Here is a 12,948-nt window from a genome sequence, read left to right on the forward strand (position 1 = left end):
ACCGACCCGACCGCCGCCCTCAGCACTCGCGCCCATGGCGGTGAGCCCGCGCCCATCTCCCCCGCCCATCCCGTCCCGGAACCGCATCGCCCCGGCGCCGCAGGCCACCGACATCGGCGGCCGCCTCCCGCCGAGTTCGCGTTCGCCGCGTCGGCCGGCCGGTGCCACCCGACCGGCATATCGCGCCATCAGACTAGAGCGCCCTTTTCTGGCTATTCGCGCGGGGTGTCCGCAGGGAGGTACCACGCCGTGTTCCCCCTGGGCCAAGGCCCGGCCGGCGGCGCCCAGGGCCCGCGATACCCGCCGCCGAATGATCCGCAAAATGATCCGCGAAATCGCACTGACCAGCCGCTTTCCGATATGAGGCGGGCGGCGGCGGGCGCGAGTGCCCCGCCGCGCGATCGGGAACGGCCGACCTCGCTCCGCCAACAGCACCTGTGACCAGGATGGTGGAGCGGTCCTGGTGATGGTGGAGCGGTCCTGGTGATGGTGGAGGTCTGGGTGGACGGACCGCAACCGCGCAGCACGCCGCGGTGGGGCGGGCGCCGGACAGCCGTAGTGCTCGGAGCCGAACCCGGGCCGCGGCGGGCAGGACTGGGCGCTATTGCGCGGGGCCGGCCGGTTCGATCGGCTCGATCGCCGCCGAGCGGCGGTGGTCGAACACCAGGCTCGTCTGCACGTCGAAGACCTCGGGCCGGGCGGTGAGCCGGTCGATGACGAGGCTGTAGAGCCCGTCGACGTCCGGCACCGCGACGTGCAGGAGGAAATCGAAGGTTCCGGTCGTGGAGAACAGGCTGACCGTTTCGGCGAGGTCGGCCGCCCAGGCGCGGAAAGCCTCGATCACCGAACGGGAGGGCGGGCGGACCCGCACGGATATCAGGGCCTGCACCGGCCGGCCGATCGCGGCGAGCTCGACCTCGGCACGAAAACCGCTGATGATGCCCCGTTCCACCAGCGAGCGCACCCGCTGCAAGGAGGTCGAGGGCACCACGTGGGTGGCCAGGGCGAGATCCCGGTTGGTCCGCCGGCCATTCTGCTGCAACAGGCGCAACAAGGCCCGGTCGAGCTCGTCCAAACCGATTCTCCTCGCCGTCTGGGCATTGATGACCCGCCCTCGGAGCATTTATTGCATGGTCGCGACATCGTAGCAACATGTCCCGGTATCGGGCGGGTTGTGCCGAGTACGTACCGCGTGGGGATCCCACGACCAGGGAAAACGCAGATGGACAGATTCCGTGCTCTGCGTGTCCGGCACTTTCGGGCCAGATGTGGTGCGCCGCGCGGCGCTGCGGGCGGCTGGAGCGGGGCTGCGGGCGGACGGACGGCGGGGCACCCGGACCGCCGCGTGGGGGGAGCGGGCAGCGGGGCGGCCCCGCGGCCAGACCGCGGACCGGTTGCCGCTGTCTGGGGCGGATGGTAAGCCCACAAGGGGTGGACGGTGATGGCGGGACGCGCCCGACGTGCCACGGCCAGCGTGGGATCCGCCGCCGCCACCGCGGCCGCATCTCGCGGCGGACCACCCATGCGTCCGCCGGTCGGCCGGCCGGGGACGGATCCCGACCCGTGAGGAGCACCGCCCGTGCCGCAGACCGTCCCGTTCGTCGACTATCTGGTCCTCGGTGAACGCCCGCACCTGGTCGCCCGCGAATGCACCGTGTGCGGCGCGCGTTTCTTCGACCGACGCAACGCGTGCGCGAGTTGTTTCGGCACGTCCTTCACCCGGGTGGACGTCCCCACCGAGGGCGAGGTCCGCGCGTTCACGATCGTCGCTCATGCCGCCCCGGGAGTCCCCGTGCCGTTCGTGTCGGCGACGGTGGACTGCGCCGGCACGAGCGTGCGCGCCAACCTCATCAACGTCGAGCCCACGCCCGAGGCGGTGCGCCTGGGGATGAAGGTCCGCCTCGCGCTCACCCCGGTCGGCGTCGACCAGGCCGGCACCGAGGCGGTCAGCTTCGGTTTCGAGCCCCGCCCCTGAGGCCCCTCGGCGTTTCGGGAACGCGCCCCACACCTTCGACAGGAGAGACGACATGGCGAGCGACGACGTCTGGATCTTGGGCATCAGCATGACGCGGTTCGGCAAGCACCCCGACTCCGACCTGATCGACCTGGCCGCCGAGGCGACCATGAACGCGATTGCGGACGCCGGGATCACCATGCGGGAGATCGGCATTCTCGCCGCGGGCAACCTGCGCGGCGGCGGCGGGATCGGCCAGGCCTTACAGAAGCAGGTGGGCCAGACCGGCATCCCCGTCTACAACGTGGCCAACGCCTGCGCGACGGGGGCGACCGCGGTCCGCGTCGTCCACATGGCGCTACGGGCCGGGGAGGCGGACTTCGGGCTCGCCGTCGGCGTGGAGAAGCTCGCGGGCGCCGGGCTGCTGGCCGGCGGCGAGCGCCAGGGTGACTCCGCCACCTGGGCGCCGCAGGGCCGTTTCGGCGCGGTCGGCCCGCTCGACGGGCGCATCGGCACCGAGACGATGCCCGGGGTCTTCGCCCAGATCGGCATGGAGTACGGCCACCGCTACGGCGGCACGAGCTTCGAGCTGTTCGCCCGGATCTCCGAGAAGAACCACGCCCACTCGACGCTGAACCCGCTGGCCTCCTACCAGCGCCGGTTCACCCTGGACGAGATCATGAACGACGTCATGATCTCCTACCCGAACACCCGGCCGATGTGCTCGGCGAACTGCGACGGGGCGGCGGCCGCGGTCCTCGTCACCGGTGCCGCGCTGAAGACCCTGGCGCCCGAGCAGCGCCGCCGGGCGGTGAAGATCTCCGCCTCCGTGCTGACCACCGACCCGTGGGAGGAGGCCTGCCAGGTGCTGCCCAACGTCAACACGCTGACCCGCAACGCCGCGCGGCGCGCCTACGACACCGCCGGGGTCGACCCGGAGGACCTCGACCTGGTCGAGCTGCACGACTGCTTCGCCACCGCCGAGCTGGTCCACTACGACAACCTGATGCTGTGCCCGGAGGGCGGCGCGGTGGACTTCTTCAACTCGGGCGCGACCTGGCGCGACGGGTCGACGCCGGTGAACGTCTCCGGCGGGCTGGAGTCCAAGGGGCACCCGATCTCGGCGACCGGCATCGCGAACATCTGGGAGGTGGCGACCCACCTGCGCGGCGAGGCCGGCGACCGGCAGATCCCCGGGGCCCGCATCGGCCTGGCCCACGTGATCGGGCTGGGTTCGGCCTGCGGGGTGCACATCCTCGAACGCGCCGCCGCCTGATCCGTGCGGCCCCTCCCGCCTACCCCGCCGCGCGGGGCGGCTGCGCCGCGCCGGACGGCTCCGCCGCGCGGGGCGGGGTGGCGGGGCGGGGGCGCAGGCCGTCCATGAACAGGTCCAGCAGGCGCCCCGCCTGCGCGCGCTGGGCGGGCTCGCCGGCGGCGAGGGTGACGCCGGCGAGCCCGGTGAGCACGTCGACCGGGCCGACGTCGGCGCGGACGGTCCCCGCGGCGGCGCCGGCGGCGAGCAGCGAGGTGACGGCGGCGATCATCCGCTCGCGGCTGTGGGCGAACGGGTCGCCGCCGGAGGCGATGACCGCCCGCAGCGCGTCGGCCATCCCCCGCTTGGCGCAGGTGTAGTCGAGGAAGGCGTCCATCCAGGCGCGGACGGCCCCATCCGGCGGCAGGCGGCCCAGCAGCGCGGGCGCCGCGTCGCACAACCGGCCGAGCTCGGCGCGGTAGACCGCCTCGACGAGCGCCTCGCGGGTCGGGAAGTGCCGGTAGAGGGTGCCGATGCCGACCCCGGCGTCCTTCGCGACGGCTTCCAGGGGCACGCCCGGACCCCCCGCGGAGAAGGCCCGCAGGGCGGCGTCGAGGACCTGTTCGCGGTTGCGGCGGGCGTCGGCCCGCAACGGCCTGGTCCTGCCCTGTACCGGCATCGCTCTCCTCCCCGCGGCCATGAACACCGCGGCCGGTCGGCGCGAGTGGGCCCGGCTGCCCCGCGGACCGCGGGCGGCGGGCACTGGGCACCGGGCGGACCGTTGCGCGGCCAGCGAACGCACGGTGACTACATTGCTAGGTGGAGGCGGCTCCACTTAGGCTGGACACGCGGCCGGGAGCTTCGCCCCACCGGAACCGACCGAGCGTTCCGGATCCCCGCGCGCCCCGGCCCGGACGGGCCGTCGCCGCGGTCGTCCCCGCCGCCTCCATCCTATCGACCGGGCCCCTGCCCGGTTCCGCCGAGCACACAGGAAGATCATCACTGTGAGCACACTGATCACCACACCGTTCTCCGCGACCTCGACCGCGGCCGAGGTGCTGGCGGACGTTGACCTGTCCGGCCGGCGTGCCGTCGTGACCGGCGCGTCCTCGGGCATCGGCGTCGAGACGGCGCGGGCGCTGGCCGGCGCGGGCGCGCAGGTGACGATCACGGTCCGTGACCTCGATGCCGGTGCCCGCGTGGCCGCCGACATCACCGCGTCGACCGGGAACGAGCAGGTCACGATCGTCCCGCTCGACCTCGCACAGCCCGCCTCCGTCGCCGCGTTCGTCAACGGCTGGGAGGGTCCGCTGCACATCCTCGTCAACAACGCCGGGGTGATGGCCTCTCCGGAGACCCGCACGCCGCAGGGCTGGGAGCTGCAGTTCGCCACCAACCATCTGGGCCACTTCGCACTGGCGACGGGCCTGCGCCCGGCGCTGGCCGCGGCCGGCGGCGCCCGGGTGGTGTCGGTGAGCTCGAGTGCGCATGTGCGCTCCGACGTCGTCTTCGACGACATCCACTTCCTCGAGCGGCCCTACGAGCCGTGGTCGGCCTACGGGCAGTCGAAGACCGCGAACGTGCTGTTCGCCGTCGAGGCGACCCGGCGGTGGGCGGACGACGGCATCGCCGTCAACGCGCTCATGCCCGGCGGCATCCGCACCAAGCTGCAGCGTCACGTCACCGATGCCGAGCTCGACCGACTGCGGGCCCAGCGCGCCGGCAGCACCGGCGGCGGGGGCATCTCCTGGAAGACGCCCGAGCAGGGGGCGTCGACCTCGGTGCTGCTCGCCGCGTCGCCCCTGGTCGACGGGGTCAGCGGCCGGTACTTCCAGGACTGCAACGAGGCCGGCCCGCACCAGCCGGGAATCCGCACCGGGGTGGCGGACTACGCCCTCGACCCGCGCTCGGCCGCGCGGCTGTGGGACGTCAGCCTCGCCACCCTGGCCGGCTGACCCGCACCGACCTGTCGACGGGCGACGTTCGGTCGAGCGGCACCTGGTCGGGCGGCACCTGGTCGGGCGGCACCTGTTCGAGCGGCACCTGGTCGGGCGGCGGTCAGGGTGAAGTCGGCGGGGGCGCAGGCGACGGGCCCGGTCCCCCGGTTGCGGCGGAAGGGCTCGGCGAGCCGGTTGCGGCGGGCCGGGCGACGACGAGGGTGACGGTCGATCCGCGGGCCACGACGCCGCCCGGCGCCGGGGTCTGCCCGACGACCGTGCCGGGCGGATCGCCGCCGGCCCGGGGGTGCTGGACGACGGTGAGGCCGAGGTCGGTCAGGGTCCGGTCGGCCTCACCCTCCGGACGGCCGTGCAGATCGGGCACGGCCACCGTGTCACTGACCACGGTGATGGTGACGGAGCTGTGGGCCGCCACCCGGGTGCCCTCCTGCGGCGCGACGGCGTCCACCTGCCCGGCGTCGGCGGTGGACGGGCCGGAGTTGACCCGTTCCACCACGGTGAGGCCGGCGGCACGCAACGCCGTGCGGGCGTCCGCGGCGTCGTGCCCGACGACCTCGGGCACCGTGACGGTGCTCGGCCCCGTCGACACGGTCAGGGTGACGGTGGCGTCGCGGGTGGGCGTCGTCCCGGCCCGCGGGTCGGTCGCGACGACCGTGCCGCGGGCGCCGCTGCCGGCCCGGTAGGCGCGTTCGACCGTGCCGAAGCCGGCCGCGCGCACGGCGGTCTCGGCCGCGTCGGCGTCCTGGCCGACCACGTCCGGGACGGCGACCCTGCCGGTGGCCGGCGAGGCGTCGGTGGGATCGGTGTGCGCGCCGGGACGGGCGGTGCTCGTCGGCTCGCCGGTTCTGCCGTCGCCGGGGGCGCCGACAGTTCGGGTGGCCGTTCGGGTGGGGGTGGCGACGGCGGGGCTGGCGCTGCGGCCCGTGGCCTTCCCGACGGGCCGGCCGACGAGCCCGCCGGGCACGGCGACCTGACCGGACGCCGTCGCGGTGGCCCGAGTGGACCCGCCGTGGGCGTGCACGAGCAGGCCGATCACCATCAGCGCGGCCGCGATCACGATGCCCGCCGCGGCCACGGCGGCGATCAGCCGCACCCGCCGCCGCCGGCCGGCCGGCCCGGGATCGCCGGTGGGGCCGGCCGGGCCGGCCAGCACCAGGTCCTGCGGGCCGGTCGCCGGGGCGGGCGTCGCGGCGACCGGCGGCGGCTCCGGCGTCGTCGCCGTGACTGCCCGCCCGGCTGCGCCGGGGGTGTCCGGTCGCCGACCGGGCGCGACGCCGACTCCCCCGCCGGGCACCGGCCCGGACCGCGCCATCGCCACCCCCGTCGCGAAACCTGGCCTCATCCCCGTCCCCGCCGCCGCGGAGCCGGGCCTCGGCCCCGTCGCTGCCGGCGCGCCGGACTTCACCCCCGCCCTGGCCGAGCCAGACCCCGCCGCCGGGGCGGAGCCGGATCCTGGCCCCGTCCCCGTCGCCGCTGCCGTCGCCGCGAGGGCGGAGCTCGCCCCCGACGCCGGCAGGCCGGCCGGCGACGTTCGGGCGGAGGCCCGCGCGGCGGATGGTGACGTGCTCGGGCCCGGCCGGGGCGGGACGATGTCCAGCGGGCTGGTGACGATGGTCTCCGCGGCGGCGCCGGGGCGCACGAGGCGGCGCAGCAGCTCCTCGGCGGTGGGCCGGCCGGCCGGCTCACGGCGCATCGCCGCGCGCACCACGGCGGCCAGCGCCGGGTCGAGCTCGCCGAGCGCGGGGTCGGTGTGCAGGATCCGGTGCAGCTGGGCCGACGTCGGGCCGTCACCGAACGGCTTGCGCCCGCTGCCCGCAAAGATCACCAGGCCGCCCCAGGAGAAGATGTCCGCCGCGCTCGTCACGGTCTCGCCGCGGGCCTGCTCGGGAGCCATGAACGCCGGGGTCCCCGCGACCCGGCCGGACGGCCCGCTGGGCGCCTCGTCCGTGACCTGGGCCAGCCCGAAGTCGATCACCCGCGCGCCCAACGGGGAGAGCAGCACGTTCGTCGGGGTGACATCGCGGTGCACCAGACCCGCGCCGTGGATGGCGGTCAGCGCCGCGGCCACGCTGACCGCGATGCGTTCCAGGTCGGCCGAGCCCAGCGGGCCGTGGGCGGCGACGGCGCGGGCCAGGGTCGGGCCATCGACGAACTCGGTGACGAGGTACGGCTGCCCGTGCGGGGGGTCGACGACGTCGAGGACCTCCGCGGTGCAGAAGCGGGCGACCCGCCGCGCCACGGCGGCCTCCCGGCGGAACCGGTCGCGGTAGCGGGGAATGCGGGCGATGTCCGCGCGGATGACCTTCACCGCGACCAGGCCGGTGTCGCGGCCCCGGCCGAGGAAGACGGTGCCCATGCCGCCCTCGCCGAGGCGGCCGAGAATCCGGTAATCGCCGAGTTCGCGCGGGTCGCCGGGGCGCAGCGGGTCCGGGCGGGTGGTGAGCCCGGTCGTTGTTTCCCGCGGCTCGGTCACCTCGTCGACGTTCTCGCGCGAATCCACAATCCCTCCGTTCCGCCGACCGGAAATCGGGCACAGGGCGCCTGCTGAATTGTCGGTGACCGGTCGTCCCCCCAGTCGTTCCTATCGCGAACTCGACACCGCCGGCGGCACCCTTCCGCCGCGCGTCCCGGTTGCCGAAGGCGGTCCGATGTCGCCGACGCAACTCCCCCGCAGCGGCGCTGCAGGGCACAAAACGGCCAGCTGGGCTGCCTGTCCGACACGCCCGCGGTGGCGGCACGGCGGGCCCGACAACGGCTGCGGTACCGGGGATGGCGCCACTGCCCGCCGCCCAGCGGCGCCCGCACCCCACCTCCCGGCGGCGCGCCGGACGTCGCCGATCTCAGCCGATCTTCAGACCGTCGCCGCACATTTCCCCGCCCAATACCTCATCACCTGGCCGAACGGCGGAAATCTTGGCGGATATCACGAGCGACCGATCACCCGACACCGGCCCGCTGACCCCGGCACGGCAATAGCCCATAAGCCCCACGAACGGGTGATCGGAACCCCGGCGCCGGGCACCCCCGGTGTCCCGGCCGATCGGCGCTCGCCTGGGAAGGACGCGCTCGCCTGGAAAGGACGTCAATGGCGCCGGCATTCCGGCGACCAGTCGCAGCGCCCGGCAGGCGACCTTCGCGCCACCGGGCGTCGGTCCGCGGCGGCGGGGCGGGCTCGGCCGGCGCGGCGCCTGCAGGCACGCCCGGCAGCGAGGCCGGCGCGGCGCCTCAGACGCGACCGGCGGCGTGGCCGACGCGGCGCCTCAGACGCGACCGGCGGCGTGGCCGACGACGAGCATCCGGGTCGTGGCGACGGACGCGGCGGCGGCCTGGTCGACGCTGCGGCGGTGCTGGGCGAACACGCCGTCGAGGTGGAACACGGCGTGCCCGTGGGCTTGGGCGAGGTGCTGCTCGACGAGGATGAGCGCGTCGCGGTAGCTCGGCACCCCGGGCAGGGCCAGCACGAGCGGGAGCAGCGTGTCGAGCAGGGCCCGGGTCTGCGCGCCGAGCTGGGGATGGCGGCTGCCCGCCAGCCCCGGGGCGAACAGAACATCCATCCCGGCGCGGCGTTGGATGACGAACCTGGTGTAGGCACCGGCGGTCGCGGCCAGCCGTTCCACCGGATCGGCGCCGGCCCGGTCCGCGGCCGTGCGCAGCTGCCCGGTGAGCTGGCGCGCCGCCGTCGCGGCGGCCGCGGCGAGCAGGCTGTCCCGGTCGGGGAAGTGCCGGTACGGCGCCGCCGAGCTCACCCCGACACGGCGGGCGACCGCGGCGACCGAGAACGCCGCCAGTCCGCCCTGGGCGATCAGGTCGAGGGCGCCGGCGACCAGCGCGGCCGCCAGATCGCCGTGGTGATACGAGGTCCGGCCGGGGGCCCGACCTTGCGGCCCGCCCGGCTGCGCGGACAGGGCCGTCCCCACCGGACCGGTCGGCTCCCCGGGGCGGACGGGCCCCCCGGGGCGGCCCGGCTCCACCATTTCCGCCTCCGGTCCCGACGCCTGGACGTCTGTGCACCATACAATCGAAGTGAGCGCGCTCTTACATTGTGGGGCCGGGGTGCCGGTCCCGGGGCGTTCGCAGGCTTTCGTCCGCGTCACACAGTGATCAACACGGCCCTCTCCGCGCTCCCGTGGCGCACCCGCCCGGGAGCGGCGAGGGCGCGAGGGAGTTCCATGGCCACCACCGCAGCGCTGGTTGTCCCCACCCCGGGCGCCAAGTTCGAGCGCTCGACGGTCGAGCGCCGCGAGCTGCGCGACCGCGATGTCCTCATCGACATCAAGTACGCCGGCATCTGTCACAGCGACATCCACCAGGCCCGGGAGGAGTGGGGCCGGGGCACGTTCCCGCTCGTTCCCGGCCACGAGATCGCCGGCGTGGTCGCCGCGGTCGGCCCGGGCGTGACGAAGTACGCCGTCGGCGACCGGGTCGGTGTGGGCTGCTTCGTCGACTCGTGCGGTGAGTGCGAGGCGTGCGAGGCCGACGAGGAGCAGTACTGCCTCAAGGGCGCAGTGCCCACGTACAACGGCAAGGGCTACGACGGCGAGATCACCTACGGCGGCTACAGCCAGAGCGTCGTCGTCACCGAGCACTTCGTCGTGCGCATTCCGCAGACGCTGCCCTTCGACGCGGCGGCCCCGCTGCTGTGCGCCGGGATCACCGTCTACTCGCCGCTGCGGCACTGGCAGGCCGGTCCCGGCAAGAAGGTCGCCGTCGTCGGCATGGGCGGGCTCGGCCACATGGCCGTCAAGATCGCCCATGCTCTGGGCGCCGAGGTGACCGTGCTCAGCCAGACGCTGGGCAAGGAGAAGGACGGCCTGCGCCTCGGCGCCGACCACTACTTCGCCACCGGCGACAAGGCGACGTTCAAGACGCTGCGCCGCTCGTTCGACCTGATCATCAACACCGTGTCGGCGAACCTGCCGCTGGACGCCTACCTCGGCCTGCTGCGCCTCAACGGCACGATGGTCAACCTGGGCGCGCCGCCCGAGGCCAGCTCGTTCAGCGTGTTCTCGCTGCTGGGCGGGCGGCGCAGCCTCGCCGGTTCCAGCGTCGGCGGCATCCGCGAGACCCAGGAGATGCTCGACTTCTGCGCCGAGCACCAGATCGCCTCGGAGATCGAGCTCATCGGCGCCGACGAGGTCGACGAGGCCTACGAGCGGGTGCTGCGCAGCGACGTGCGCTACCGGTTCGTCATCGACGTCGCCACCCTGACCCAGGCGTAGGCATCGGCGCACAGGCATGGGCCTGGACGTAGGCCCACGCCACGGCCCCACCGGCCGGCCGCGCCGGCGCCGGACACCGCGTCCGGACCGGCTCGGCCGGCCGTGCCCCGATCCCGCACCCCGCCCACCCGCATCGGGAAAAAGCCAAGATAAATTCATCAATAAAAATATCCTTGGCGTCATCGTCTTCCCGGTCCCGCGAGATATCGATGCCATCCTTTCCGCGCGCTATTTGTTTACATGACATTCACAGCGCGCGCCGTTTCGACCTCGCCCGGCCCGTTACGATTCCTTTCGGGTTCGCCGCACGGCACCCGCCCCGGCCACCGGCCGGAACGAAAGTCGTAGGCCAGCCACGGGATTACCGGCCGCCCAGCCGCGCCCCGTAGTCGATCGGAAATGAGGGCTCTCATGCCATTCGTCATCACCGCCGCGTGCATTGATGTCAAGGACGGCTCCTGCCTGGAGGGGTGCCCGGCCGACTGCATCTACGAGGGCGAGCGCAAGATGTACATCAACCCCGACGAGTGCACCGAGTGCGGCGCCTGCGCGGTCTCCTGCCCCGTCGGCGCGGCCCTCAGCGACGACCGGGTGAAGGCGAAGGACAAGGAGTTCATCGACAGCGAGGCGGCGTTCTTCAACGAGGTCCTGCCCGGCCGCGACGAGCCGCTCGGCGAGCCCGGCGGCGCCACCCGCCTCGGCAAGATCAAGGCCGACACCCCCTTCGTGGCCGCCTACGAGAAGTGACCCCCCGCGGGCGGGTCGGTGGCTCCACATCCGGACCGCCCGCAGCGGAACCCCGCAACAGGACGCCGCCGGGGATGCCGGGCCAAGCCACGACCAGCTCGGCGAACCCGACGGCGGCGCACCAGCCGAGCCCAGGCCCGCATGTCGTCTGATGGCTTGGCGCGCCAGCGGGGGTAGTCCCCGGCCAGGTGGGTGGCGGTACCACGCGAGGCGTTGACCGCCGGCCACGCGTCGTAGCTGTGCCCCGCCCAGCCAAGGGCGACCTCGGTCCGGCCCGCGCCCGCACCGACCCGGACACACTGCGCGAGATGCTCGCCCTGGTGGCGGGCACCCGCGGAAGCATCCGCCGGCGGGCCCGCCTGCACCAAAAGCATGTCTCGTGTGGCCGCGCCGGGTACATATCCGATCATGGATGTGATGGAGAGCAGCCTGGCTGTGCGGCTGGTCCCGGATGATCTGTGGGAGCTGGTGGAACCGTTGCTGCCCCGGTTCGAGACCCGCCAGCAGGGTGGCGGGACCGCGCCGCTCGAGGATCGGGCGGTGTTCACCGCGGTGGTCTACGTGCTGACCGCGGGCTGTGCCTGGCGGCATCTACCGACCGAGTTCGGGGTGTCGGTGCCCACGGCGCACCGGCGGTTCCTGGCCTGGACCCGGGCCGGTCTGTGGCCCCGGCTGCACCGGGCGATCCTCGACGCCCACGGCGGCGCCGGTGACATCGACTGGTCGTCGGCGATCGTGGACGCGGCGAGCCTGCGGGCTACAGGGGGGGAACGCCGGCCGGCCCGAACCCGGTCGATCGCGGCAAAGCCAGCGCGACACTCCATGTCCTGACCGATGGAGGCGGGCTGCCGCTGGTCGTGGGCGTCTCGGCGGCGAACAGCTCGGTCGGTACCGGTGGAAGCCGAGAGAACGCTGGCGTGGCTGGACGGCTACGACCGACCGTCCATCCGTCCGCTAAAAATATAACGGCCACAACTTCCTCGGTTTCCTCTCCCTTTCCGCCGCGTTTGCCTGCTGGAAAAAAATCCCCACGTGAGACACCCTTTAAGGCGCACCCTTGGTGGTGATCAAGGGCTGGATCGCGCAAGCTGCTTGATCCAGATCATCGAGGCGCGAACAGGAGCGGTTACCGTGGGACGAGTACGCCGGCCGTGGGCGGTGCCGGCGACATAGAGGAAGATCGCGCGTCCGACGACGCGAGGACCGACTCGTGCTCACCGGTCAGATCTCCGTGTAGCGAGCACGGAGCCGCGCCACGCGTCCAAGCCCCGACCCGACCCAACGCCGACGATCATGATGTTCCGCGGAACCGCGCCACACCGCCCAGCCACAGCCATCATGGTGTGTCCCCACGTCCACGCCTCGACGATTCGGATCAGGTGCGGCGGTGGCCGAGTGGCCAACACCCGGCCACCGACCTTGGCCTCCCGAACGGCCTTGTGGGTGCCGTCGGCCATGAGGACCGCGGTGTCACCGTCGAAACTGTTCGGGGTGCACGACTCCAACGCCCCGCCGGACGACGCGCCGGCGATGCCGTTCTGGGCGCAGAGGCGGGCCTGGGTGTCGTCGTAACGATCGGTGTAACGGTTACCGGACTGCCAGCAGGTCTGATCAGGAGTGACCGGGCGGCACGAAGTCGCGAGGGGGGCGACACCTCCACCGGTGGTGTCACAGGGGTTCTCGAACAGGTCCGGGCTGGCGGGCTCGGCAAGCTGGATGGTAGCGGCGGGCCGCACTGCGGGACGACGACGACGTGGTAGCCGGCGTTCGGGTCAGGAACGGTCAGACCGGGCCCACCGGAGGCGCTGTTCGCCTGGG

9 protein-coding genes and 1 pseudogene are annotated in these 12,948 nt (G+C 73.6%); 6 read left to right on the forward strand and 4 right to left on the reverse strand.

Features of this window, described 5'->3' with window-relative positions:
- Nucleotides 1-601: 601 nt before the first annotated feature.
- A complete protein-coding gene (locus tag FRAQA3DRAFT_RS08590) occupies nt 602-1,075 on the reverse strand; it encodes an Lrp/AsnC family transcriptional regulator (RefSeq protein WP_009738676.1) in 474 nt (157 codons plus the stop codon).
- Nucleotides 1,076-1,579: 504 nt separating this feature from the next.
- Between FRAQA3DRAFT_RS08590 and FRAQA3DRAFT_RS08595 the strand changes: the two genes are divergently transcribed.
- Nucleotides 1,580-1,975, forward strand: coding sequence for a Zn-ribbon domain-containing OB-fold protein (locus FRAQA3DRAFT_RS08595; RefSeq protein ID WP_009738677.1), 396 nt, complete (start codon nt 1,580-1,582; stop codon nt 1,973-1,975).
- 52 nt (nt 1,976-2,027) lie between these two features.
- Nucleotides 2,028-3,230 (forward strand): thiolase family protein, encoded by a 1,203-nt coding sequence (locus FRAQA3DRAFT_RS08600; RefSeq protein ID WP_009738678.1) that lies wholly within the window; start codon nt 2,028-2,030, stop codon nt 3,228-3,230.
- A 19-nt stretch (nt 3,231-3,249) separates the two neighbouring features.
- On the opposite strand, the gene FRAQA3DRAFT_RS08605 is transcribed toward FRAQA3DRAFT_RS08600, so the two are convergent.
- Nucleotides 3,250-3,885, reverse strand: coding sequence for a TetR/AcrR family transcriptional regulator (locus tag FRAQA3DRAFT_RS08605; RefSeq protein ID WP_009738679.1), 636 nt, complete (start codon nt 3,883-3,885; stop codon nt 3,250-3,252).
- A 319-nt stretch (nt 3,886-4,204) separates the two neighbouring features.
- On the opposite strand from FRAQA3DRAFT_RS08605, the gene FRAQA3DRAFT_RS08610 reads away from it, so the two are divergent.
- Nucleotides 4,205-5,161: an SDR family NAD(P)-dependent oxidoreductase gene (locus tag FRAQA3DRAFT_RS08610; protein WP_035920702.1), complete on the forward strand. Its 957-nt coding sequence runs from the start codon at nt 4,205-4,207 to the stop codon at nt 5,159-5,161.
- Nucleotides 5,162-5,264: 103 nt separating this feature from the next.
- Here FRAQA3DRAFT_RS08610 and FRAQA3DRAFT_RS08615 read toward each other — a convergent pair whose 3' ends face one another.
- Nucleotides 5,265-7,664, reverse strand: a complete 2,400-nt coding sequence (locus FRAQA3DRAFT_RS08615) for a PASTA domain-containing protein (RefSeq protein ID WP_009738681.1) — start codon at nt 7,662-7,664, stop codon at nt 5,265-5,267.
- 760 nt (nt 7,665-8,424) lie between these two features.
- Nucleotides 8,425-9,138, reverse strand: coding sequence for a TetR/AcrR family transcriptional regulator (locus tag FRAQA3DRAFT_RS08620; RefSeq protein WP_009738682.1), 714 nt, complete (start codon nt 9,136-9,138; stop codon nt 8,425-8,427).
- A gap of 195 nt (nt 9,139-9,333) precedes the next feature.
- On the opposite strand from FRAQA3DRAFT_RS08620, the gene FRAQA3DRAFT_RS08625 reads away from it, so the two are divergent.
- From FRAQA3DRAFT_RS08625 to FRAQA3DRAFT_RS08635, 3 genes and pseudogenes are all read left to right on the forward strand, one after another.
- On the forward strand, nt 9,334-10,383 hold the full coding sequence (locus tag FRAQA3DRAFT_RS08625; RefSeq protein ID WP_009738683.1) for an NAD(P)-dependent alcohol dehydrogenase: 1,050 nt from the start codon (nt 9,334-9,336) through the stop codon (nt 10,381-10,383).
- A gap of 411 nt (nt 10,384-10,794) precedes the next feature.
- On the forward strand, nt 10,795-11,130 hold the full coding sequence (locus FRAQA3DRAFT_RS08630; RefSeq protein WP_009738684.1) for a DUF362 domain-containing protein: 336 nt from the start codon (nt 10,795-10,797) through the stop codon (nt 11,128-11,130).
- Between the two features lie 417 nt (nt 11,131-11,547).
- Nucleotides 11,548-12,020 (forward strand): annotated as a pseudogene (locus FRAQA3DRAFT_RS08635) (IS5 family transposase); the annotation flags it as partial.
- Nucleotides 12,021-12,948: the final 928 nt, after the last annotated feature.

Source organism: Frankia sp. QA3 (assembly GCF_000262465.1).
Taxonomy (GTDB): domain Bacteria; phylum Actinomycetota; class Actinomycetes; order Frankiales; family Frankiaceae; genus Frankia.